The following is a 23,581-nucleotide window of genomic DNA, read 5'->3' on the forward strand; positions in this document are numbered from 1 at the left end:
GCCGGTGTGGCCGGGTCACGCGCCGGTGTACAGGTGCGCGGCCCACAGGGACGGCGTCCCCGGATACCGGTCCCGCTGGGTGCGGGTGGCCCGGTGCAGGGCGTGCGCGGCGCGGCCGAGGTCGAGTGTCCCGGAGTCCGGATCGCGCAGGGCCGTGTAGAAGTCCTCGGCGATGTCGACGGCGACCTCGTCGTCCAGCGTCCACAGGGTGCCGACGACCTGCGGGAAGCCGGCGAGCTGGAAGGCACCGGCGAGGTGCATCGCCTCGTCGAGGAAGCGGTCGGCCACGTTGAGCGCGGTGTGGCAGGCCGAGAGGTAGGCGAGCTGGGCGTCCTCGAGGTTGACGCCGACGAGGCTGGCCACGGTCAGCGGGCTCTGCGCGTGGTCATGCAGCAGGAGCCTGCTGGTCGCGGGGTCGTCGAGGTCGTACTCGCCGTGGCAGGCGAAGTGCACGACGGGACGTCCGGGCAGCTCGGCCAGCACGAGGTCCCGGGTGGGGAGCGGGCCGGGGCCAGGGGCGGTGCCGGGGTCCGGCTCGGTCAGTGTGAGGGGATCGGGGAGCAGCCCGGCGAGCATCTCCTGCTCGGCGGTGACGTGCTGGAGCCTGCCGTGGTCGGGCAGGCCCGGGGTGGTCGGCATGGCGACGACGAGCGAGCGGTCCGCGCGGGCGGCGCCGGCGCTGCGCCGCCGGCGCGCCTGGCGCAGGGCCCGGACGGTCGGTGTGTACGAGGAGACGACGCGGTCCATGACCGTACGGCGGCCGTCGGTGCCGGGGTCGCCGTGGTGCCCGGCGGCGTGCAGGGGAAGCAGGCTGAGGCGTCCGTTCGGCGCCCACCACAGGCGCGGCCACTCCGCTTGGTCGTCCGGCGTGGTGCGGTGGCCGAGGCGGTCGAGGACCGGTCCGGTGACGGTGTCCCAGAGCCAGGCGAGGACGTCGCCGAGCGCGTTCTGGGCCGCGACGCGGTCCGCGTCCGGGTCCGTGGCGTCGCGCAGGGCGACATGGAAGGCGTTGACCTTGTCGATCACCACACGCGGCGTCAGACCGGGCAGCGGCAGGACGGTCACCTCGCCGGGTGTGAGCAGCAGGGCGTGGCTGCCGTACTCGTGGACGGTGAAGGTGACGATCGGGCCCGCCCCGGCCTCGGCGGCCAGTTCGTCGAGGGTGGGCGGCAGGGCGAACCCGGCGAAGCCGTCGAGCGTGCGGATGTGGCCGAGGAGGGCCGTCATCTCGGCGGCCGTGTCGGCCCGTTCGCGCAGCGACCGCTGTCCGGCGGAGGCCGCCTGAGGGGGCTCGACGTCCCGGTCGAGGCGCTCGCGGAGGGCCGTGAAGCGGGCCGCGAGGTCGGGGTGGACGCCGCGCAGTTCGGTCAGGTCGCCGCGCGCGTCCAGGGCCTGGCTCAGAAGGACCGCCCGTCCCGTCTCCAGCAGCGTCAGCGCCCGTTGAGCGCGCTCGGCGAGCGGGCGGGTCGGGTCGGCCAGGGCGGCCGCGGCGGCGCTGTCGGCGAGATCGGCGGCAGAGCCGAGGGCGAACTGCTGGTCGCCGCGGCGCAGTCGGTGCGAGGCGAGTTCCGGCAGCAGAAGGACCACGGTCTCCAGCAGTTCGGCCGCGAGGGCGGGATCGTCGGCGAACGCCATGTCCGAGCCGAGCCGCGCGCCGAAGTTACGCAGTGCGGCCGGGGCGGTGACGCAGCGGACCAGTTCGGTGAGGTGGCGCAGGCCCTCGTCCTTGTCGGCGAGGTCCTCGCCGCGCTGGAAGCGGGAGCGTACGGCGGTCGCCAGCACCATCAGAGCCTTGGGCCGGGTGACGTCGGGCGCGGGGGCCACGTCGAGGGCCCGGCGGCCGACGTCCACCGCCTCGTCGAGGTCCCGCGGGTCCCTGCTGACGTCGAAACGGTGCTGGAGCAGGTTGCACAGGTTCGTGAGGCCATGCGCGCGCAGGGCCTCGTCCTGGGGCTCGATCTCGACGGCCAGGCGGCCGATGCGCACTCCTTCGTCGAGGTCGCCCCGGTCGCCGGCCAGCCGGTACCTGAAGTGCAGCGCGTTGCTCAACGACGCGATGTAGACGGCCCGTTGGGGATCGTCGGCGTGGGCCACCGCGACGGCCTGCCGCGCGGCGTCGATCGACGCGTCGATGTCGGCGCCCGCGCCGCCCCGTTCGAAGCGCGACCGCAGCGCGAAACTGAGGGCCGACAGGCGCTTCGCCCGGTCCTCGTGCTCGGGGGCGGTCGCCTCGACGGCACGGCGGCGCACCTCGACCGCGTCCTCCACGTCGGCCAGTGAACCAGTCCGCGTGAAGCGGCTCATGAGGCACTCGGCGAGCAGGTCCCACGCGTCCGCGTGGTCGGAGGACCGGCTGCTGTCGGCTTCGGCCGGCTTCCCGCTGTGATGACGGCGGGTGTTGAGGGTGAGGACGAACCGTGTCCGGACGTCTCCTTCGCTCCCGTCGGCGGGCGGCAGCGCGGTCTCCTCGACGGCTCGGCGGGCGAAGGCGGTGGCCTCGTCGAGATCCTGGAGCGAGCCCGTGCCCCGCGCGCGTTCCCGCAGCATCTGGGCGAGGTTGGCCAGGGGCAGCCCGCGCCCACCCAGCGGGGCGACGGGTGCCTCGGCGGCCCGGCGCAGCAGGGTGACGGCCTCGTCCAGATCGGCGCGCTCGCGCAGGCGGTCGAAGCGCAGATGGAGCGAACCGGCCAGGTTCACCAGGGCGGTCGAGCGCCCGGAGTCGTCCGCCGCGGCGTCCAGGCTCAGGCGGCCCAGGGCGATCGACTCGTCGAGGTCGGCGAGTCGCTCCTGCCGTGTGTAGCGTGAGACCAGGGCGGTGACGAGGTGCTCGAGGCGCGGGCCGCGCTCGGCGTCGCCGACCTGGGTCGCCTCGATGATCAGACGCCGGGTGGCCAGCACCTCGTCGAGATCCTCGTCCGTGGCGCGCAGTTGGAAGCGGCGCCACAGGGCGGCGTCGAGGACGGTCAGATGCAGCAGGCGGTCGAAGGCGTCCGCCGCGCCGCTCTCGACGGCCCGGCGGCCCGCGGACACGGCGGCGTCCAGATCGGCCGCCTCGCCTGTCCGCTCGTAGCGGGCCAGCAGGGAGCTGCCGAGGTTGGAGAGGGTCAGGGCCCGGGCGGGATGGTCCAGGGCCTCCGCGCGTTCGACGGCCCGGCTGGCCACGGCCGATGCCTCGTCGCCGTCCGCCGGGTCGCCGGCCCGCGCGCAGCGTGTCTCCAGCGCCCGGCTCAAGTTCAGCAGCCGCAAGGGGTGTTCGCGGTCGTCCGCGGGTGTCGCGGCGACGGCCTGGCGCAGGACGTCCACCGTCTCGTCGAGATCCGTGGCGGTGTCGGTCAGGCCGGCGCGGGACTCCAGGGCGTCGCCGAGGTATGCGAGGCGCTGTCCCCGCTCGGTGTGCCGGTCCGGGGTCGCCTCGACGGCCCGCCGCAGGACGTCCACCGTCTCGTCCAGGTCGGCCGCGTCCTGGGTCCGCTGGTGGCGGCTGCGCAGGGTGCGGCCCAGCGTGGACAGGTACAGGCCCCGGTCGGGGTGCTGTGCGCCGGCCGCCACGGACGCGCGTCCGATGCGCACCGCCTCGTCCAACTCGGCCGGATCGCCGGTCTGTTCGTACCGGATGCGGAGGTTGTGGCCGAGGTTGCTGAGGACGGCGCCGCGCTCGGGGTGGTCCGCGGGCATGGCGTCGAGGGCCCGCCGGGTGACGGTCATCGCCTCGTCGAGGTCCGCGCCGGCGTGCGTGAGGTCGAAGCGTGCCTGGAGCACGGCGCCGAGGTTGGTCAGCGCGAACTCCTGCTGCGGGTGCCCCGCGGCGGCGGTGACGGCCCGGCGCAGGACGCGCACGGCCTCGTCCAGGTCGGCGGCGTCATGCGTGTGCTCGTGGACGGCCTTCAGGGCGGCGCCGAGGTTCGACAGATACATCCCCAGGTCGGGGTGGTCCGCGCCGCTCTCCACGGCCCAACGCCCGGCGGTCACCGCGTCGTTCAGGTCGCGTTCGTTCCCGGTCCGCGCGAAGCGGGTCTGCAGTGCGCCGCACAGGACCGTCAGGCGTCGCGGCCGGTCGGGATTGTCCTTGGGGGTGGCGTTCACCAGGTGGATCCAGTGGTCGACCAGGTTGCAGAGCAGGCCCACGTCGGAACCGGCCGCCGCGTGCTGGAGCAGCGCCGCCGAGCGGGGCGCGACCCGGTCCACCAGCGCGGGCAGCAGGGGCGCGGGGAACTCCCGCATCCCGATGGTGATCGCGCCGGGGGTCAGCAGGTCCAGCGCCGCCTTGGCCGCCCGCCGGTCGTGCCCCCGCGAGGCCTCGTACTGGTACCACGTGAGCCAGCCGAGCGCGTGCCGGGCGTCCAGGTCCCACTGCTCCGACTCGTCGATGGTCGCGGTGAGTTCGGCCGCAAGCGACTGGACGGGCGCTTGTGAGGCGAGAGTTGGGTCACCCTTGTCGCTGATCCGGCGCAGGATCTCGCCGAGCAACGTCAGCAACTCGTCGCGGCGCCGCATCCGATCCCCCTTGTCGCAGCGGTCCCCCATCGTACGATGGCAGGGCCCTGCGCCGGGGTTCACCAGTGCGACCAGTATCCGGGGACATCCACATGGGACAAGGCTCAAGGCGTACGCCGGAGCACATCGCCGAGGGGCTCGCGTACGTGTGCGAGAACGTCGACGTGGTCCGCGCGACACTGGACCGCGGACCGGCCGGCGGGCCCGCCCGGCTGGACGAACTGCTCGCCGCGCTGCGGGCCGGGGAGAACCCCACGGCCCTGCTCGACGGCGTACACCGGGCCCTGCGTGCGGCACAGGACGCCAACGGCGTCTTCGGGCGCACGCGTTCCTCGTCGATGGTGACCGCCGCGGGCGTCGCGCCCGGCCCGCCGTACGAGCCGGTGCTGCTCTGCCCGCGCTCCGACCATCCCTGCGCGCGGTACGCCTGGCCCGGACCTGGCGGCGTTCCCGAGTGCCGGGTGAGCGGCGAGGCCCTGCGGCTCACGACGCTCACGCCGTGACCCGAGGGCCTCAACCAACCGTGCGCGAAGCGCCGTTACCGCCTCAGCCGTTCGGCCGCAGGGTCCATACGACGGTCATCTCCGCGGTGACGGCGCCGTCCTCGCGCTGGATGGCGATGGCGACCGGGAACTCGGGCCGCTCGCCCTTGTCCAGCTCCGCGACGACCTCGGCGGCCGGACGACCCAGGGTCGCCGTGGCGGTCACCGGGCCCATGGCCAGCTTCTTGTAGTCGATCTCCGCCCGCACCGCGAGGGGCACCGCGCGCGAGAGCTGCTCGCCGAATGCGGTCAGCACGATGGCGCCGCTGGCGGACTCGGCCAGCGTGAACATGGCGCCGGCGTGGGGGCCGCCGATGTGGTTGTGGTAGTCCGGCTGGTCCGGGAGCCGGAGCACGGCACGCTCCGCGGTCACCTCGGCGAACTCCAGGTTCAGGGTGCGCACCATCGGAACGGCGGCGGCCAGCATCTCGCCCATCGAGGCGCTTTCAACGGTCATGGAGCGAGATGTTACCGGCGAGTAGGCAGGCTGGCCACCCCCGTCAGCTCGAGAAATCCCGTTGGCAAGCAGGACCTCGGGCGGGGATAGTCGCCCGGTGAGCACCGCCGCCGTCTCCTCCTCCCCCAACGCCCCCTGGCGCAGGCCTGCTTGGGCCGGCCGCAACTACACGCTGCTGACCGCCGCGACGATCGTGACGAGCCTGGGCTCCGGCGGCGCGCTGATCGCGGCCGCGTTCGCCGTTCTGGAGGCGGGCGGCGGCGCCGGGGAGGTGGGCTTGGTCGCGGCCTCCCGCGCGCTGCCCCAGGTGCTCTTCCTGCTCATCGGCGGAGCGGTCGCGGACCGTCTCCCCCGGCACCGGGTGATGGTGGGCGCCAATGCCCTCAACTGCCTCTCGCAGGGCGCCTTCGCGCTGCTCGTCCTCGCCGGCGAGCCCCGGCTGTGGCAGATGATGCTGCTCACCGCACTCGGCGGCACCGGACAGGCGTTCTTCGGCCCGGCGGCCGAGGGCATGCTGATGTCGTCCGTCAGCGGGGAGCAGGCCGGCCGGGCGTTCGCGGTGTTCCGGATGGCGACGCAGGGGGCCGCGCTGGGCAGCGCGGCCCTGGGCGGAGCACTCGTCGCCGCGGTCGGGCCCGGCTGGGTGCTCGCCATCGACGCGGGGGCGTTCGCGGTCGCCGGAGCGCTGCGCGCCTTCCTCGACGTGAGTCATATCGAGCCACGGCCGCCGGGTGACGGGTTGCTCGCCGACCTCCGGGATGGCTGGCGGGAGTTCACGGGGCGGCCCTGGTTGTGGAGCATCGTCGTCCAGTTCGCCGTCGCCAACGCCGTGGTGGGTGCGGCCGAGGCCGTCTACGGTCCGCTCGTCGCCCGCGACAGTCTGGGCGGCGCGGGCCCCTGGGGTCGCGCCCTGGGCGCGTTCGGGGCGGGCACGGTGGCCGGCGCGTTCCTGATGACCCGCTGGAGACCGCGCCGTCTGCTCCTGGCGGGCACCCTCTGCGTCTTCCCGCTGGCCCTCCCGGCCGTCGCGCTGGCCGTCCCGGTGCCGGCCGAGGCGCTGTACGTGGTGATGTTCGTGACCGGTACGACCGTGGAGGTGTTCAGCGTCTCCTGGATGACCGCGCTGCACCAGGAGATCCCCGAGGACAAGCTCTCGCGCGTCTCGGCGTACGACTGGTTCGGCTCGATCGCGCTGCTGCCGCCCGCCATGGCGCTGGCGGGACCGGCGGAGGGGGCGTTCGGACGCACGGAGGCGCTGTGGGGATGCGCGGGGCTTGTGGTGCTGGTGACGGCCGCGGTGCTGTGGGTCCCGGACGTCCGGAATCTGACCCGCCGCACCGCTCCGGTGACCGGTGGTCCGACGCCCTCGGCCCCCTCGCAAGGCCCGAACTCCTCGGCCGCCTCACAAAGCCCGGAGAATTCGACGACCAAGAGCACGTCAGCCGATACCGAAGGCCCCCTCGGGGGGCTCGGGTGACGCCACGGCGTCCTCGTCCCGTACCGGCAGGGCGGCGCCGATGAAGTCCCGCAGCGCCGCGCCGCCTTCGACCCGGGCCGGGAAGGCGTCCGAGGCGGTGCGGCGGGCCAGGGCGGCGGTGTCGAGGGGGCGGTGCGAGGCGACGAGCACCGCGTTGCCGAACCGGCGGCCGCGCAGCACCCCCGGTTCGGCGATCAGCGCCAGCTCCTCGAACACGGCGCCGAGGGTGGCGAGTTGGGAGCGCAGGAAGGCGAACGGCGCGGCATCGGCGAGGTTGGCGAGGTAGACGCCGTCGGCGCGCAGGACGCGCTCGGCCTCGCGGGCGTAGGCGAGCGTGGTGAGGTGGGCCGGGACCCGGGAGCCGCCGAAGACGTCGGCGATCAGCACGTCCGCCGAGGAGTCCGGGGCGGCCTGGAGCCAGGTGCGGGCGTCGGCGGCGTGCAGCGCGATGCGGGCGCCGTCGGGGAGCGGCAGGTGCTCGGCGACCAGGGCCAGCAGACCGCGGTCGGCCTCGACCACGTCCTGCGCCGAGCCTGGCCGGGTCCCGGCGACGTACCGGGGCAGGGTGAGCGCGCCGCCACCGAGGTGCAGCACGTCCAGCGGGCGGCCCGGCTCCGCCACGCCGTCCAGGACGTGGCCGAGCCGTCGCGCGTACTCGAACTCCAGGTGCGTGGGCGCGTCCAGGTCGACGTACGACTGCGGTGCCCCGTCGACCGTCAGCAGCCACGCCCGCTCGCGGTCGACGTCGGGCATCAGCTTGGCGGTCCCGTGGTCGACGGTCCTGGTCACGGGTATGGGCTCGGCGTCGTGCTCGTTCACGGATCCATTGTGCCGTCGCCCGCGCAGGTGCCCGCCCCCGTAGCAGCGGAGGCGGACACCTGTGGACGGGGTCAGCCGACCGAGGTCACCGTGCCCGCGCCGACCGTCCGGCCGCCCTCGCGGATGGCGAAGCCGAGACCGGGCTCCAACGGAACCTCGCGGCCCAGCTCGACGGTCATGGTGACCGTGTCGCCGGGGCGCGCGACGGCCGTCTCACCGAGGTCGACGTCGCCGACGACGTCCGCGGTGCGGATGTAGAACTGCGGCCGGTAGCCGGTCGCCACCGGGGTCGTCCGGCCGCCCTCGCGCCCGGACAGGACGTACACGCGCGCGGTGAAGCGCCGGCTCGGCGCGACGCTGCCCGGCGCCGCCACGATGTGCCCGCGCCGGACCGCGTCCCGGGGGACGCCGCGCAGCAGCAGCGCCACGTTGTCCCCGGCCTGCGCCTCCTCCATCGGCCTGCCGAAGGTCTCCAGCCCGGTGACCACGCTCTCCAGGCCGGCGCCGAGCACCTCGACGCGGTCGCCCACCCGGACCGTGCCGCGTTCGACCGCGCCGGTGACGACCGTGCCGCGGCCGGTGATGGTGAGCACGTTCTCCACCGGCAGCAGGAACGGCGCGTCCACGTAGCGCTCCGGCATGGGCACGTACGTGTCCACCGCGTCCAGCAGCGCCTCGATCGACGCCGTCCACCGGGGGTCGCCCTCCAGCGCCTTGAGGCCGGAGACGCGTACGACGGGGACGACGTCGCCCGCGTAGCCCTGCGCGCTGAGCAGCTCCCGGACCTCCAGCTCCACGAGGTCGCTGAGCTCCTCGTCGCCCGCGTCGGCCTTGTTGAGGGCGACGACGATGTGGTCGACGCCCACCTGGCGGGCGAGCAGCACGTGCTCCGCGGTCTGCGGCATGATCCCGTCGAGCGCGGAGACGACGAGGATCGCCCCGTCGAGCTGGGCGGCACCGGTGACCATGTTCTTGACGTAGTCGGCGTGGCCCGGCATGTCCACGTGGGCGTAGTGCCGGGTGTCCGTCTCGTACTCGACGTGCGCGATGTTGATGGTGATGCCGCGCGCCGCCTCCTCCGGGGCCCGGTCGATGCGGTCGAAGGGCACGAACGTGCCGGTGCCGCGCTCGGCCAGCACCTTGGTGATGGCGGCGGTCAGGGTGGTCTTGCCGTGGTCGACGTGGCCCATGGTGCCGATGTTCAGATGCGGTTTGGTGCGCACGTACGCCGTCTTGGGCATGGCTGTACCTCGAAGCCTCGTAAGAGGAGATCTCGAAAGGAGAGACCTCGTAAGAAGAGCGGGGACCCCGGGCGACTCGCCGACCCTCCCCCTGCGGGGTCCGCCGGACGATCCGGAGAGGGTCAGCTTCGGGCGCCGTCGACGGCGACGACGATCGGTACGATCGCGACGGCAGCCTTCGGGGCATCCGCGACCGCGGATGCTGCGAGGTCGAAGGCGTGCCGGAACATGACGCCGATGATTGCGGAGGGCGTGTCGCGCGTCGAATGGTTTTCCGTCGTCCGTGCGGCCGTGCCCGGTACGGCGGTCGAGATACCCGCATCTGTGGGGGTCGCGTGCGGGCGCGTGCGGCGATCGGACATGTGCGTCGGTTAGGGTCGCCGGATGCTCGATGCCACCACCCGCTCTGGGGGCACCGCCACGGCCTCTCCCCGGGCCGCCGCCACGGAGCTCGATGTCGCCGTGCCCACGGTGGCGCCTCTCCCGCGCGCGGGCTTCACGACGCGCTGCACGCGCGCGTTGCTGTCGCCCTGGTCGCGGCTGTCCCTTCTCCTGGGCCTGCTCGCGGCGGCCGCCGTGACGATGCTGATGTTCGAACCACAGCGGCTGCTGACGCACGGCTGGCCGCCGTACCTCGGCGGGGCCGCGGCGGCCGTGGCGTTCGCGCTGGCGTACGGGCTGTGCACCGTGGCGTTCGTGCCGCGACCGCTGCTGACGCTGGCGGCGGGCACGCTGTTCGGCTCCGAACTCGGGCTCGGCTCGGCGCTGGCCGGCACGGTGCTCGGGGCCGGGATCTCGTTCGGCCTCGGCCGTGTCCTCGGCCAGGACGCGCTGCGCCCACTGCTGCGCGGCCGCTGGCTGCGGGCGGCCGACACCCAGCTGAGCCGCTACGGCTTCCGCTCGATGATGGCGGCGCGACTCTTCCCTGGCGTGCCGTTCTGGGCCGCGAACTACTGCGCGGCCGTCTCCCGCATGGGCTGGCTGCCGTTCCTGCTGGCGACGGGCCTCGGCTCGGTCCCCAACACCGTCGCCTACGCCGTCGCGGGCGCCCGCGCCTCGTCCCCGACCTCCCCCGCCTTCCTCCTCGCGATGGTCGCCATCGCCGTACCGGCCCTGGTCACCGCGGTGGTCGCCTGGCGCAAACGGCATCACTTGCGGCGCCGCTGATCCGTGGGAGGGGCTGGGCGGGACCGGGCCTGCGGCTGAGCGGGTGCTGGGCCGGCGGCTGACCGACCGCCGCGCCACCGGTCCGCCCGCTCGCGTCGTGAACTCGCTTTGTCGATATGGGTGGCGCTCGGCCGGCGCTGGTCGCTGTGCTGCCGTCGAGCCGCGCTCCGCTCTGCGCGGCGCCATCGCCCGGGCCACCGGGCCACCGGCACGACCGCGAAGCGCGTCGACACCCGCCCGTGCCCCCTCAGTGGCTCGACCGACGCCCCATCCGCAGCCCCCGCTCGGCCTCAGCGGGGCACCGCTGACCCAACTCCCCACACACACCGGGCGAACCGGGTGCGAGGCTGCGTCTGGCCCGCGCCCCAACCCCTTCCTGCTTCCCCGTCATCTCGGGGCGCTACGCTGCCCCTCGATCCGCGTGATCATCACATTCCCCGATCAGCACTTGGACGCTCTACATCCATGTCTTGGTTTGAATCCCTCGTCCTCGGACTCGTCCAGGGGCTGACCGAGTTCCTCCCCGTCTCCTCCAGCGCGCACCTGCGGCTGACCGCGGCCTTCTCGGGCTGGAAGGACCCGGGGGCGGCCTTCACCGCCATCACCCAGATCGGCACCGAGACCGCGGTGCTGATCTACTTCCGCAGGGACATCGGCCGGATCGTCTCGGCCTGGTTCCGGTCGCTGTTCGACAAGAGGATGCGGCACGACCACGACGCGCAGATGGGCTGGCTGGTCATCGTCGGCTCGATCCCGATCGGCCTCCTCGGCGTGACGCTCAAGGACCAGATCGAGGGCCCGTTCCGTGATCTGCGGATCACCGCGACGATGCTGATCGTCGTCGGCGTCGTCATCGGCATCGCCGACCGGATGGCGGCCCGGGACGAGACAGGCGGCCGGCACCGGTCGCCCAAACAGCGCAAGACGCTGGAGAACCTGGGCGTCAAGGACGGCCTGATCTTCGGCCTCTGCCAGGCCTGCGCCCTCATCCCGGGCGTCTCCCGCTCCGGCGCCACGATCAGCGGCGGCCTGTTCATGGGCTACCAGCGCGAGGCGGCCGCCCGGTACTCGTTCCTGCTCGCCATCCCGGCCGTACTCGCCTCCGGTGTCTTCGAGTTGAAGGACGCGATGGAGAGCGACCACGTCGCGTGGGGGCCGACGCTCTTCGCCACGGTGATCGCCTTCGCGTCCGGATACGCGTGCATCGCCTGGTTCATGAAGTGGATCTCCAACAAGAGCTTCATGCCGTTCGTCTGGTACCGCATCGCCCTGGGCATCGTCATCATCGCGCTGGTCGCAGCGGGTGTCCTGAGCCCGCACGCGGCGGAGTCGGCGGGCTGAGGCCGAACGGACATGCGGTCCGTGTAGCCAAGTGGTAGCGCAGCGTCAGTGCTTGCCCCTAGGCTTGTCCGCATGTTCCCCGATTCCATGCCCTCTGGGTCGTCTGGGCCCTCTGGACTCTCTGGGCTCTCCGGTTCAGCGCGCTCTGCCGCCGAGGTGAACGAGCAGATCCGCGCGCTGTGGCTGCGCGCGGGCGGAACTCTGTCGGCGCAGGAGCGTACGGAGTACGAGCTGTTGGTGGTCGAGTGGGCCGCCGCGATCCGCGGCTCGATCATCGAGGCTGCCTGAGAACCACGACGTCCCACGACATCCCAGCGCCCCCTCCCGAGCCACCCGCACCCCAACGTCAGTCGGAACCGAAAAGTCGTGCGACGGACGCCTTCTGCCTGCCCGTAGAGCAGATGAAGGCCCCACCCGTACCGCCGCGCACCACTTCTTCGTCCGACTCACCCACCCTTGAGGTGCTTGTGGCTCTCCTCTCCGTACTCCGTCTTCGCCGCCCTCCGCGGGCGCGGGGACGTGTCGCCATCGGTTTGCTGACGCTTCTCGCCGGCACCCTGCCGAGCGTGACGGCCGACGCCGCCACCCCACCCTCCGGATCGGTCAGCGATACAGCCCCCACGGTCACGTGGAGCGCCGGTCCCTTCGCCACCCCGAACGTCTCCGGCACGTCCGGGACGGTGACCTGTCAGAGCCCGCAGCTCTGCGACGACTACGCCCTGAAGGTGTCGGTGCCCGCGGGCTACGACGCCGGTCACAGTCTGCGCGTCGACGTCAAGTGGCCGAACTCCGCGGCGGACTTCGACGTGTACGTCCTCGATCCGGCCGGCCGCGAGGTGGCCGCCGCGGCCTCCACGAGCGATCCCGAGGTCGTGCTGCTCCCGGCGGTGACGGCGTCGTACACCGTGCGCGTGGTGCCGTACGCGCCGCTCGGCGACAGCTTCACCGGTACCGCGAGCCTGGTCGCCAACCCGGCCGATCCGCCGCCGAGTACGGCCGTGCCGCCGACGTACGCGAACTCCTGGGCGCCCGACAGCATCGCGGACGCGCACAGCGCCGGTGAGCCCTCGATCGGCGTGAACCGCGCCACGGGCGCCGCGATGTTCCAGGCGTACACCTCGACCCTCAAGGTCACCTACGACGGCGCCGGCAACGCCACCTGGCAGGACAAGAGCGCGAACGCGGCCAAGGGCTGTCCTCAGGGCAGCACCACCAGCCTCGACCCGATCCTGTTCACCGACCCGGACACCCACCGCACCTTCGAGTCGCAGCTCGCCGGCAAGACCGCCCTGACCTGCTACACCGACAACGACGGGGAGACCTGGACGCCGACGGGCGGCTCGGGTGTCAACTCCGGTGTGGATCACCAGACCATCGGGGGCGGCGCGTTCGCGCCGGGCGGCCCGGGGCCGGTCACCTCGTACCCCCATGCCGTCTACTACTGCTCGCAGGACATCGCCGACGCCTCCTGCGCGGCCAGCCGGGACGGCGGTCTGACGTACGGGCCCGCCGTGCCGATGTACTCGCTGCTGGAGTGCGGCGGGCTGCACGGGCATGTGAAGGTCGCCCCGGACGGCACCGTGTACGTGCCCAACAAGGGCTGCGGCGGCCATCAGGCGGTGGCCGTGTCCGAGGACAACGGGCTGTCGTGGACCGTGCGCGAGAACCCCTCCAGCACCCCTGCCGACTCCGACCCCAGTGTGGGGATCGGCGCGGGCGGCACCGTCTACATGGGCTACCAGAACAGCGACGGCACCGCCCACGTGACCGTCAGCCACGACAAGGGCAGGACGTGGCTGTACGACCAGAACGTCGGGTCGGCCCTCGGCATCCGGAACATCGTCTTCCCGGCCGTGACCGCCGGGGACGACAACCGCGCCGCCTTCGCCTTCCTGGGCACGACCACCGGCGGCAACTACCAGGACACGGACCACTTCACGGGCGTCTGGCACCTCTACGTGGCCACGACGTACGACGGCGGCCAGTCCTGGGTCACCGTCGACGCGACGCCCACCGACCCGGTCCAGAAGGGGTCGATCTGCACGGGCGGCACCACCTGCGGCGACGACCGCAACCTCCTGGACTTCAACGACGTCACCGCCGACGCCCAGGGCCGCGTGCTCGCCGCCTACGCCGACGGCTGCACCGGCGCCTGCGCCACCGGCGGCGCCCAGAACTACGACGCGCTGGCGTCCATCGCCCGGCAGTCCTCCGGCGGCACGCTGTACGGCGCGTTCGACGCCGTCGTGGCCGGCAAGCGCAAGACGTCCAAAGGAGGCAAGTAGGTGAAGTCCGCGTCCCCGGCCGCCCTTGTGCTCGGTGCCGTCCTCGGCCTGGCGGCCCTCACCGGATGCTCGGCGCCGGACTCGCGGGCGGAGCCTTCGGGTGCGACGCCGAACGCGTCCGGGCAGCCGACGGACGCCTCGGCCGGGAAACGGTCCGGCACGGCGTCCGGCGGCTGTCCCACCGCTCCCTCGCTGCCGCTCCCCAAGGAGTTCCCGGCGCGGCTGCCGATGCCGGACGGTGCGGTCGTGACGTCGGTGGAGCACCGGTCCGGTGACCGGCTCGTCGTGGCCACCGTCGTACGGGGCGGCTTCGACGCGGCGCTGTCTTTCCTGCAACAGCGGCTGCCCAAGGCCGGGTTCGCCCTGAAGGACGGCGAGGTGGAGGAGGACGACGCCGAGTCGGACTTCTCCTCCGCGACCGTCGTCGGACGCTGGACCCTGCGAAAGCTGCCCGACTGCGAGGGAGGGGTGAACCTGACGTATCTGACCGCCCCCGCCGGCTGAACCTGGCCTGATGGCGCTGTCCCGCCCCGTCTCCACCGAATGTCCCCCGCGTATCCCTTGGCTCCGCCCGCGCCGTGCTCAAAACTGTGCCGATGACGCAGCGCGTGGAGCTTGCGACCGTGCGGGACCGGCTGGCCGTGGACGACCTGGTCACCGAGTACGCGATGACGGTGGACGACGGGGACTGGACGGCGTACCCAGGGCTGTTCACGGCGGACGGCCGGGCGGACTACCGTTCCGTCGGCGGCATCGAGGGCGACGCACCGCAGGTGGCGGGCTGGCTCGCCGACGGCTGGGGGCAGTTCACGATGCGCCAGCATCTGATCGTCAACCGCCGGGTGCGGTTCGGGGTCCTGGAGCAGGACACCGGTGACACCGCCGCCGTACAGGCCGACTACGTCAGCGCGTTGCGGCACGTCGGCAGGGCCCCCGCGGCGCCCGACTTCATGTGCGGGGGCCGGTACGCGTTCGGCCTGCTGCGGACGGCCGACGGCTGGCGGGTGCGGGAGCTGATCGTGCGGGAGAAGTGGCGCCGCGAACCCGACGGACCCACGGCACCGTGATCGGATGAGCCGACGCCCCCTTGTCGAGGAGGGGGCACGGGCGCGCACACTGGAGACAGCCGCAGGGTAGGGAGGCGACGTATGAGGACGCTCGACCGCTGGCTCGCCTCCCCGTGGCGGCGCGGCATCCTCGCCGTCCTCGCGGGGGCCCTGGCGGTGATCTCCTTCCCGGCGCCCGCCGTGTGGTGGCTCGCCTACGTCGCCCTCGTCCCCTGGATCCTGCTCGCCCGCTCCGCTCCGACGGGGCGGCGGGCGGCGTACGACGGCTGGTGCGGCGGCTTCGGCTTCATGCTCGCGATGCACCACTGGCTGCTGCCCAGCCTGCACGTCTTCACCTTCGTGATCGCCGCGCTGCTGGGCGCGCTGTGGGCGCCCTGGGGCTGGCTGGTGCGCCGCTCGCTGGGCGGGATGCCGGCGCCGGGCCGGGTCGCGGGCGCGCTGCTGGTGGTGCCGTCGGCGTGGCTGATGGTGGAGCTGGTCCGGTCCTGGCAGGGGCTCGGCGGGCCGTGGGGCATGCTCGGCGCGAGCCAGTGGCAGGTGGAGCCGGCGCTGCGGCTGGCCTCGGTCGGCGGCGTGTGGCTGCTGAGCTTCCTGGTGGTGGCCGTGAACGTCGCGGTCGCCGGGCTGGTGGCGGTGCCGGAGGCCCGCGTCCCGGCCGTGGCCTCGCTGGCGGCGACGGCGGCCGCCACCTCGGCGGCCTGGGTGTGGTCGCCGCGGCCCGACGTCGACGGCCGGGTCCGGATCGCCGTCGTGCAACCGGGTGTGGTCGGGGGCCTGGGCAGCATCGGCCATCGGCTGGACGTCGAGGAGCGGCTGACCCGCCGGCTCGTCGGCCAGGACGTCGACCTGGTCGTCTGGGGGGAGAGCAGCGTCGGCGCCGACCTCGGCAGACGCCCGGACCTGGCGCGGCGGATCGCGGCGCTGTCCCGGGAGACCGGCGCCGACATCCTGGTCAACGTGGACGCGCGGCGCTCCGACCGGCCCGGGATCTACAAGAGTTCGGTGCTCGTCGGCCCGGACGGACCGACCGGCGCCCGCTACGACAAGATGCGGCTGGTCCCCTTCGGCGAGTACGTCCCGGCCCGCTCCCTGCTCGGCTGGGCGACCTCGGTCGGCAAGGCGGCGGGCGAGGACCGCCGGCGGGGCACCGAGCAGGTGGTGATGCACGTCGGGCACGGGCTGCGCGTCGGCCCGATGGTCTGCTTCGAGACCGCGTTCCCGGACATGAGCCGGCAACTGGCGCAGGACGGCGCGGACGTGCTGCTCGGCCAGTCGTCGACGTCGACGTTCCAGGACAGTTGGGCCCCGGAGCAGCACGCGTCGCTGGCCGCGCTGCGCGCCGCCGAGACCGGCCGGCCGATGGTGCACGCGACACTGACCGGCGTCTCCGCCGTCTACGGCCCGTCCGGGCAGCGCCTCGGCCCCTGGCTCGGCACCGGCGCGAGCACCGCTCAGGTGTACGAGGTGCCGCTGGCGCACGGTGTCACGCCGTACGTCCGCTACGGCGACTGGCCGGTGGACACGGCGCTGCTCGTCCTCGCCGGGCTGGGGATCCTGGAGGGGATGCGCGCCTTCAGGCAGCGGGGGAACGCTCCTGCACCGCACGTACCACCCGCTCGCACAGTTCGTGCGTCGCCAGCGCGTCACGGGCGTTGAGCACCGTCCCCGCGCGCACCGCGTCGAGGAACGTGAGCGCCGCCTGCTCGATGCCGCGCTGCCGGGAGACCGGCACCCAGTCGCCGCGCCGCCGCACCGTCGGCTGCCCCTTGTGGTCGACGACCTCGGCGAGGTTGATCACCTGCCGCTTGCTGTCCTGCCCGGAGACCTCGAGGACCTCCTCCGCTGAACCGCTGAGCCGGTTCATCGTGCCGATCGCGGTGAAACCGTCCCCGCCGAGCTGGAGGACGACGTGGTGCACCAGCCCGTCCTCGACGCGGGCGCGCACGCTCACGTCGTCGATCGGCCCGGGGGCGAGGAAGCGCAGGGTGTCGATGACGTGGATGAAGTCGTCGAGGACCAGCGTGCGCGCGGCCTCCGGCCGTCCGACGCGGTTCTTCTGCATGAGGATCAGCTCGCGCGGGTGCTCGGCGCACTGCGCGTAGGCGGGGGCGAAACGCCGGTTGAACCCCACGGCCAGCGGGAGGTTCCGCTCCTCGGCGAGCTCCACCAGCCGTTCGGCGTCGCGGAGTTCGTACGCGAGCGGCTTGTCGACGTACGTCGGTACGTCCGCCTCCAGCAGCCGGGTGACGATCTCGGGGTGGACGTCGGTGGGCGCGTGGACGAAGGCGGCGTCGAGGTCCTGGGCGAGCAGGGAGTCGAGCGTGGTGTGCCGCTGCCCGGCCGGGAGGTGGAGGCTGTCGGCGACCTGGCTGAGGGTAGCGGGCGTCCTGGTCTGCAGATGCAGCTCCACGCCCGGCTGCACGCCCAGCACCGGCAGATAGGCCTTCTGCGCGATGTCACCGAGTCCGATGCAGCCGACCTTCACGTGTGCTCCTCCTGGCGTTCTGCCTGGTGTTTTCCCGACGGTTCCTGCTCGGAAGGATACGGTGGCCGCCAGTTCACGCTGAAAACTCCTCGCGCGGCGCCGCAGGCCCGAGCGACGATACGAGCATGCCGATCAAGCGCGAAGAACCAGCCAAGACCGCCGACGAACGCACCATGCTGGAAGGCTGGTTGGACTACCACCGGCAGACCCTCGCCTGGAAGTGCGAGGGCCTCACCGAAGAACAGCTGCGCACCGCGTCGGCGCCGCCGTCCGGGCTGTCCCTCATGGGTCTGGTGCGGCACATGGCGGAGACGGAGCGGGGCTGGTTCCGGCGGGTGCTGGCCGACGACGATCGCGGCTGGATCTACAGCAGCGCGGAGGACCTCGACGGGGACTTCCATGTCACGGACGCCGACACCTGGGAGGAGGCGTACGCCACCTGGCAGGCCGAGATAGCGATCGCCCGGCGGCACGCGGCCGGCTTCGCCCTGGACGACCTCGCCAAGGGCAGGAGCAGGTACACCGCGGAGCCGTTCAACCTGCGCTGGATCTACATGCACATGATCGAGGAGTACGCCCGGCACAACGGCCACGCCGACCTGATCCGCGAGCGGATCGACGGCAATACGGGCGACTGACGTCAGCCTGGGCGGCTCCCGGCCCTCCGTACGGGGCAGGAGATCACCCATGTGGGGCATCATCCACCGGTCCGCCGTTCCCACGCGGGGGTCGAGACAGCAGAGTGGCGCGGGTGCATCGATCGACGACCACCGCAGCGCTCCTGGTCACCGTCGCCGTCTCGGCCCTCTCCGGCTGTGTGACGGTGCAGCGCCCCGCCGCGCCCGCGCGGCCACCAGGTACGGCACCGTTCCGCCCGTCGGTGCCCCGGCCCGAGGGCAGCGCGCTGCCGCGGGTCGTCCAGGCGCCGGCGCGTGAGGCGCTGGAGATGGTCGCGCCGTCCGGGCGGCCGGGCCGTGCGAAGCGGTCCGAGCACGCCGCCGGGTCGGCCGCGCCGAGCCGTCCGGCGGCGCCGGTGCAGCATCACGCGCCGTCGGCCCGTACGCCGCACCCCGCGCCGCAGCCGCATCACAAGGCCCTGCGGAACGCGCACGTCGACGTCCCCGAGGCCGCCCGGCGCGTCGCGTCCGGCAACCCGGACGTGTGCGCGCTGGGCCGGAAGTACGGCGGCTGGCGGCAGGGCAGCCAGGAGGCGACGATCTGCCAGAAGGTGTACGGACATTGAGCCGGCCGCCGGAGCGGATGGCTACGTAGGCCGCTGGCGCGGCGGGCCCCAGGGCTCCCCGCCGGACGGCCCCTCCCCCAGCCGCAGCTCCAGGCGACTGATCGCGGCCCGGACTCCGTCGCCGTAGCTGTCGTCGGCCAGTGCGATGGCGGCCCCGCGGGCCCGGCGCAGATGGGAACGGGCCGCCTCCCGGCGGCCCAGCTTGGCGTAGTCGGCGGCGAGGTTGAGATGCAAGGAGGGGTAGAAGCCGCGTACGGCCGCAGGCTCGCCCGCGCTCCCGCCCTCGGGCCGCCCCTCTCTCCCGCCCTCCCCCTCGTCCGCCGATTCCTCCGCCGATTCCTCCGCCGCGGACAACGCCCGTAGGTCCCAGGCCAGTTCGTCGGCCGGGTCGTCCTGGGTGTCGGCGAGGTAGTGCGCCAGGGTGCAGCGGTGCAGCGGGTCACCGTTCTCGCCGAGCTCGGCCCAGAGCGCGAGCAGTCGGCTGCGGGCCTCCTCGCGGTCCCCGCCGTGGTGCAGCATGACGACCTGGCCGATCCGGGTCAGCACGGCGTCCGCCGCTGCCTGCTCCTGTCGCTCCGCCACCGCGTCCTCCGTGCCCTGGGCCTGTCCGGCGTGTCCGTTCCGACGCTAACCGGCGGCCGGGGCGATCCCGGTCAGGCGGCCCCGTACGACACGGGGCCGGCCTGCGGAGCTTTGGTCAGCCCAGGTCCGGGATGGTCCAGTCGATCGGCTCGTGGCCCTGGGCGGCGACGGCCTCGTTGATCTGCGAGAAGGGACGGGAGCCGAAGAACCTCTTGGCGGACAGCGGCGAGGGGTGCGCGCCCTTGACCACCACGTGCCGGGTCTCGTCGATCAGCGGGAGCTTCTTCTGCGCGTAGTTGCCCCACAGGACGAACACCGCGGGGTCGGGCCGCTCGGCCACGGCGCGGATCACCGCGTCGGTGAACTTCTCCCAGCCCTTGCCCTTGTGCGAGTTCGCCTCGCCTGCGCGGACCGTGAGCACCGCGTTCAGCAGCAGGACGCCCTGCTCGGCCCACGGCATCAGATAACCGTTGTCCGGGATCGGCGTGCCCAGCTCGGCCTGCATCTCCTTGTAGATGTTCCGCAGGGAGGGCGGGGTCCGCACCCCGGGGCGGACCGAGAAGCACAGGCCGTGCCCCTGGCCCTCGCCGTGGTACGGGTCCCTGGCCGAGGATGAGGACCTTGACCTTGTCGAACGGCGTCGCGTCCAGCGCCGCGAAGACCTCCTCGCGGGGCGGGTAGACGGGGCCGCCGGCACGCTCCCCCTCGACGAACTCGACCAGCTCCTTGAAGTACGGCTGCTCCAGCTCGTCGCCCAGAACCCCGCGCCAGGACTCGGGCAGCATGGCGATGTCGGTCACGTCAACGTCCTCACGGTGTGCGGTCACTTGCAGGTCTCCGAACCTACAGGCGACCACTGACAACCGGTTCCGCGGGCCGGAGCGGGCCCGGCTCGCGACCCGGTCTCACCAGCTGGTCTTCCGCTTCAGCTCCCACATCATCATGATCGTCGACGGGTCGAGGGCCCGTTCGCCGCCGGAGACGTCCTCGCTGGCCGCGACGTACTGACGCCCCTGCCACAGCGGCAGCAGCCGCGCGTCCTTCGCCAGGATGTCCTGGGCCTGCTTGAACTGCTTCACCACGTCCGCGCGGTCGTTCTGCTGCCGCGACTCGGGCAGCAGCTTGCCGGTGATCTCGGGCACCGGGTACGGCGTGCCGAGCGCGTTCTGGTCGCCCACGAACGGGGCGATGAAGTTGTCGGCGTCGGGGAAGTCGGGGGACCAGCCGCGGCCGAACACCGGGTACTCGCCCTTCTGGTAGCCGACCACGTAGGTCTTCCAGGGACGGCTCTTGAGGGTGACGTCGAAGAGCCCGGAGCTGTCGAGCTGGCGCTTGAGCTCCTGGAACTCCATGCCGGTCTCGGAGCCGTAGCGGTCGGTGGTGTACCAGAGCGTCAGCGGGACCCGCTCCTTGATGCCCGCGCTCTGAAGGATCTTGCGGGCCTTGGGGACGCTGGGGTCGCCGTAGTCGTCGAAGAAGCCGGTGGTGTGGCCGGTCAGGCCCTTCGGGACCATCGAGTACAGGGGGTCGACGGTGTCCTTGTAGACCTTGTGCGCGATCGCGGCACGGTCGACGACCTGCGCGACCGCCCTGCGCACGGCGGGCTTCTCGATCCAGGGGTCCTTGGGGTTGAACACCAGGTAGCTGATGTCCGTGCCGACGCCGTCCACCAGCTGGAGGTAGGTCGAGGCGCTCTTCTGGAGCGAGATGATGTCGTCGGCGGCGAGACCGCGGTAGGTGACGTCGATCTTCCGGTCGCGCAGCGCCTTGACCATGGAGGACGAGTCCTGGAAGTAGCGGATCGTCACCGCGTCGTTCTGGCGGTCGGCGAAGCCGTGGTAGTGGCCGTTGCGCTCCAGGACGGCCGTGCTGCCGTCCTGGTACGACTGGAGGGTGTAGGGGCCGGAGCCGGAGATGTTGTCGCCCTTGTGCAGCGTCTTGGCGGGGTATTCGCCGGGATCGACGACCGACATGGCCGGGGTGGCGAGCACGAACGGGAAGGTCGTGTCGGGCCGGTTGAGGCGGAAGAGCACCTCGCGCTCGCCACGGGTCTCCACGTGGTCGAGGCTGCCGAGCAGTCCCGCCGGGCCGCCGGGGGCGTTGATGGCCCGGATGCGGTCGATGGAGTACTTGACGGCGTGCGCGTCCAGCGTGTGCCCGTCGGCGAACTTCATGTCCGGGCGGAGTTCGCAGCGGTAGGTGCGGTTCGCGTCGTCGACGAAGCCGCACCTCTCGGCGGCGTCGGGCTGCGGAGTGGTCGCGCCGTTGGGGTAGGCGAGGAGCGTCTGGTAGACGTTCCGGAACAGCTCCCACGACCCGTCCCAGGACGCGGCCGGATCCAGTGTGCTGGGGGAACTGGTGGTCCCGACCACGATCGGCGACTCGCTCTCCTCGTCGCCGTCGGTGAAGACACCGCATCCGGCCAGCAGGGATATGGAGGCGACCGCCGCCACCTGCCGAAGGCATCGGTTCCGCTTGAACACGCGCACGCTCCTCGATCTGCCATACCAAGGGTTGGCAGACCATACCGCAGCCGTGCGGAGGCTGAACCTCCCCCCGTGGCAAGCCGATTGAACGCTGTACGAGGGAGACGGCGCAGGCCGGGCGGACGAATCTCGCCTTGCCGCGACCGGTCCCGTTTTATCCGTACGAGGCACGGGACCGTGGGATACGACGGCTCGGGCGCCGCTCCCCCGTGAGGGAACGGCGCCCGAGTCGGCGGTGCGGGAGGCCGCGCGGGCCTTGCCGGAGGATTCCGGTCAGCCCACGCCGGCGTTCAGGAAGATGCCGCCGTCGACGACGAGCGTCTGGCCGGTGATCCAGTCGGACTGCTCCGAGGTGAGGAACGCGGCGGCGCCACCGATGTCGGAGGGCACGCCGAGCCGGGCGAGCGGGTAGGCCGCGGCGGCCTCCGCCTCCCGGCCCTCGTACAGGGCCTCGGCGAACTTGGTCTTGACCACGGCGGGGGCGATCGCGTTGACCCGTACCTTGGGCGCGTACTCGTGCGCCAGCTGCTGGGTCAGGTTGATCATCGCGGCCTTGCTGACGCCGTACGCGCCGATGAACGGCGAGGGCGCGAGGCCGGCGACCGAGGCGATGTTGACGATCGCGCCGCCGTTGTCCTTCTGCCAGGCGTGCCAGGTCTTCTGGGCGAAGCCGAGCGCCGAGATCACGTTGGTCTCGAACACCTTGCGCGCGACGTTCAGGTCGAGGTCGGCGAGCGGGCCGAACACCGGGTTCGTACCGGCGTTGTTGACCAGGAAGTCGACGCGGCCGAAGGCCTCCATCGTGCGCTCGACGGCCTCGGCCTGGTGGTCCAGGTCGTGGGCCTTGCCGGCGACGGCGATGACCCGGTCCGAGCCGAGCTTCTCGACGGCCTCCTTGAGCGCCTCCTCGCCTCGGCCGGTGATGCAGACGCGGTCGCCCCGTGCCACGAGGGCTTCGGCGATGCCGTAGCCGATGCCGCGGCTGCCGCCGGTGACGAGGGCGGTCTTGCCGGAGAGTGCGGGCAGTTCAGTCATGTCCGTGATTCCCGTGTTCCCTAGTCGAGCGGTCCGCCGGCGACGTACAGCACCTGGCCGGAGACGAAGCCGGCGTCCTCACCGGTGAAGAAGGCGATGGCGTTCGCGATGTCCTCGGGCTCGCCGACGCGCTGCACGGGGATGGCCGTGGCGGCGGCGGCCTTGAATTCCTCGAAGCCCATCTTGACGCGCTCGGCGGTGGCCTTGGTCATCTCGGTGGCGATGAAGCCGGGGGCGACGGCGTTGGCCGTGATGCCGAACTTGCCGAGCTCGATGGCGAGGGTCTTGGTGAAGCCCTGCAGACCGGCCTTGGCGGCCGAGTAGTTGGCCTGGCCGCGGTTGCCGAGCGCGGAGGACGAGGAGAGGTTGACGATCCGGCCGAAGCCGGCCTCCACCATGTGCTTCTGGACGGCCTTGGCCATCAGGAACGAGCCGCGCAGGTGCACGTTCATGACGGTGTCCCAGTCGGACGAGGTCATCTTGAACAGCAGGTTGTCGCGCAGCACACCCGCGTTGTTGACCAGGATCACCGGCGCGCCCAGCTCCTCCGCGACCCGCGCGACGGCCGCCTCGACCTGCGCCTCGTCGGAGACGTCGGCGCCGACCGCGATGGCCTTGCCGCCGGCCGCGGTGATCTTCTCCACGGTGTCCTTGCAGGCGGCCTCGTCGAGGTCGACGACCGCGACCGCACGACCCTCGGCCGCCAGTCGTACGGCGGTGGCGGCGCCGATGCCGCGCGCCGCGCCGGTGACGATCGCGACCCGCTGTTCAGTGGTGGACATTGCTGCTTCTCCTCGCCCTTGAGAGAACCCGCGGCGCGGTGAGCGACCGCTTAGTACCTTCAGCACCCGTGACGCTAG

The 23,581-nt window shown here is 72.6% G+C and carries 21 protein-coding genes and 1 pseudogene; 11 read left to right on the top strand and 11 right to left on the bottom strand.

The genetic code is table 11. The annotated features are described in order from the left end of the window. Positions 1-15: 15 nt before the first annotated feature. On the bottom strand, positions 16-4,524 hold the full coding sequence (locus QFZ74_RS04230; protein ID WP_307619431.1) for a CHAT domain-containing protein: 4,509 nt from the start codon (positions 4,522-4,524) through the stop codon (positions 16-18). A 62-nt stretch (positions 4,525-4,586) separates the two neighbouring features. On the opposite strand from QFZ74_RS04230, the gene QFZ74_RS04235 reads away from it, so the two are divergent. Then, positions 4,587-4,997 carry a hypothetical protein gene (locus QFZ74_RS04235; protein ID WP_307619432.1) on the top strand — a complete coding sequence of 137 codons (411 nt, stop codon included), beginning with the start codon at positions 4,587-4,589 and terminating at the stop codon, positions 4,995-4,997. Between the two features lie 43 nt (positions 4,998-5,040). On the opposite strand, the gene QFZ74_RS04240 is transcribed toward QFZ74_RS04235, so the two are convergent. Then, the gene (locus QFZ74_RS04240) at positions 5,041-5,493 is read right to left on the bottom strand and encodes a DUF4442 domain-containing protein (protein ID WP_307619433.1); all 453 of its coding nucleotides are present in this window, start codon (positions 5,491-5,493) and stop codon (positions 5,041-5,043) included. Positions 5,494-5,590: 97 nt separating this feature from the next. Between QFZ74_RS04240 and QFZ74_RS04245 the strand changes: the two genes are divergently transcribed. Further along, complete coding sequence (locus tag QFZ74_RS04245; protein WP_307619434.1) at positions 5,591-6,970, top strand: MFS transporter; 1,380 nt, start codon at positions 5,591-5,593, stop codon at positions 6,968-6,970. On the opposite strand, the gene QFZ74_RS04250 is transcribed toward QFZ74_RS04245, so the two are convergent. From QFZ74_RS04250 to QFZ74_RS04260, 3 genes are all read right to left on the bottom strand, one after another. Next, positions 6,932-7,723, bottom strand: a complete 792-nt coding sequence (locus QFZ74_RS04250; RefSeq protein WP_307624038.1) for a spermidine synthase — start codon at positions 7,721-7,723, stop codon at positions 6,932-6,934. The two genes, QFZ74_RS04245 and QFZ74_RS04250, sit on opposite strands and share 39 nt — an antisense overlap. A 137-nt stretch (positions 7,724-7,860) precedes the next feature. Then, positions 7,861-9,030: an elongation factor Tu gene (gene tuf / locus QFZ74_RS04255; protein WP_307619435.1), complete on the bottom strand. Its 1,170-nt coding sequence runs from the start codon at positions 9,028-9,030 to the stop codon at positions 7,861-7,863. A gap of 122 nt (positions 9,031-9,152) precedes the next feature. Further along, positions 9,153-9,392: a hypothetical protein gene (locus QFZ74_RS04260; protein ID WP_307624324.1), complete on the bottom strand. Its 240-nt coding sequence runs from the start codon at positions 9,390-9,392 to the stop codon at positions 9,153-9,155. A 22-nt stretch (positions 9,393-9,414) separates the two neighbouring features. Between QFZ74_RS04260 and QFZ74_RS04265 the strand changes: the two genes are divergently transcribed. The 7 genes from QFZ74_RS04265 (at position 9,415) to lnt (ending at position 16,546) form a co-directional block, all read left to right on the top strand. Beyond that, the gene (locus tag QFZ74_RS04265) at positions 9,415-10,197 is read left to right on the top strand and encodes a TVP38/TMEM64 family protein (RefSeq protein ID WP_307619436.1); all 783 of its coding nucleotides are present in this window, start codon (positions 9,415-9,417) and stop codon (positions 10,195-10,197) included. Between the two features lie 465 nt (positions 10,198-10,662). Continuing rightward, entirely contained in the window at positions 10,663-11,538 is an 876-nt protein-coding gene (locus QFZ74_RS04270) for an undecaprenyl-diphosphate phosphatase (protein WP_307619437.1), read from the top strand. A gap of 156 nt (positions 11,539-11,694) precedes the next feature. Next, on the top strand, positions 11,695-11,826 hold the full coding sequence (locus QFZ74_RS04275) for a hypothetical protein (RefSeq protein WP_373462343.1): 132 nt from the start codon (positions 11,695-11,697) through the stop codon (positions 11,824-11,826). Between the two features lie 278 nt (positions 11,827-12,104). Then, positions 12,105-13,823, top strand: coding sequence for a sialidase family protein (locus QFZ74_RS04280; RefSeq protein ID WP_307619438.1), 1,719 nt, complete (start codon positions 12,105-12,107; stop codon positions 13,821-13,823). Further along, a complete protein-coding gene (locus QFZ74_RS04285; protein WP_307619439.1) occupies positions 13,824-14,327 on the top strand; it encodes a hypothetical protein in 504 nt (167 codons plus the stop codon). It abuts the gene before it with no gap. 92 nt (positions 14,328-14,419) lie between these two features. Then, positions 14,420-14,890: a nuclear transport factor 2 family protein gene (locus tag QFZ74_RS04290; protein ID WP_307619440.1), complete on the top strand. Its 471-nt coding sequence runs from the start codon at positions 14,420-14,422 to the stop codon at positions 14,888-14,890. An 81-nt stretch (positions 14,891-14,971) separates the two neighbouring features. Further along, complete coding sequence (lnt, locus tag QFZ74_RS04295; protein WP_307619441.1) at positions 14,972-16,546, top strand: apolipoprotein N-acyltransferase; 1,575 nt, start codon at positions 14,972-14,974, stop codon at positions 16,544-16,546. Here lnt and QFZ74_RS04300 read toward each other — a convergent pair. Continuing rightward, a complete protein-coding gene (locus QFZ74_RS04300) occupies positions 16,464-17,375 on the bottom strand; it encodes a Gfo/Idh/MocA family protein (RefSeq protein ID WP_307619442.1) in 912 nt (303 codons plus the stop codon). The genes lnt and QFZ74_RS04300 overlap by 83 nt on opposite strands. 125 nt (positions 17,376-17,500) lie before the next feature. Here QFZ74_RS04300 and QFZ74_RS04305 point away from each other — a divergent pair, with 125 nt between their 5' ends. Both QFZ74_RS04305 and QFZ74_RS04310 read left to right on the top strand, forming a co-directional pair. Continuing rightward, positions 17,501-18,013 (top strand): DinB family protein, encoded by a 513-nt coding sequence (locus QFZ74_RS04305; protein ID WP_307619443.1) that lies wholly within the window; start codon positions 17,501-17,503, stop codon positions 18,011-18,013. 113 nt (positions 18,014-18,126) lie between these two features. Then, positions 18,127-18,618 (top strand): hypothetical protein, encoded by a 492-nt coding sequence (locus QFZ74_RS04310; RefSeq protein ID WP_307619444.1) that lies wholly within the window; start codon positions 18,127-18,129, stop codon positions 18,616-18,618. A gap of 21 nt (positions 18,619-18,639) precedes the next feature. On the opposite strand, the gene QFZ74_RS04315 is transcribed toward QFZ74_RS04310, so the two are convergent. The 5 genes and pseudogenes from QFZ74_RS04315 to fabG form a co-directional block, all read right to left on the bottom strand. Continuing rightward, positions 18,640-19,200: a hypothetical protein gene (locus tag QFZ74_RS04315; protein WP_307619445.1), complete on the bottom strand. Its 561-nt coding sequence runs from the start codon at positions 19,198-19,200 to the stop codon at positions 18,640-18,642. A 115-nt stretch (positions 19,201-19,315) separates the two neighbouring features. After that, a pseudogene (ung, locus tag QFZ74_RS04320) lies at positions 19,316-20,000 on the bottom strand (uracil-DNA glycosylase). Positions 20,001-20,105: 105 nt separating this feature from the next. Further along, positions 20,106-21,683 (bottom strand): ABC transporter substrate-binding protein, encoded by a 1,578-nt coding sequence (locus tag QFZ74_RS04325; protein ID WP_307619446.1) that lies wholly within the window; start codon positions 21,681-21,683, stop codon positions 20,106-20,108. A gap of 276 nt (positions 21,684-21,959) precedes the next feature. Beyond that, a complete protein-coding gene (locus tag QFZ74_RS04330; RefSeq protein ID WP_307619447.1) occupies positions 21,960-22,721 on the bottom strand; it encodes an SDR family oxidoreductase in 762 nt (253 codons plus the stop codon). Positions 22,722-22,741: 20 nt separating this feature from the next. Further along, positions 22,742-23,503: a 3-oxoacyl-ACP reductase FabG gene (gene fabG, locus QFZ74_RS04335; RefSeq protein WP_307619448.1), complete on the bottom strand. Its 762-nt coding sequence runs from the start codon at positions 23,501-23,503 to the stop codon at positions 22,742-22,744. Between the last annotated feature and the right edge of the window lie 78 nt (positions 23,504-23,581).

Origin of the sequence: Streptomyces sp. V3I7 (assembly GCF_030817495.1) — a bacterium.
In the GTDB taxonomy this organism is placed as follows: Bacteria; Actinomycetota; Actinomycetes; order Streptomycetales; family Streptomycetaceae; genus Streptomyces.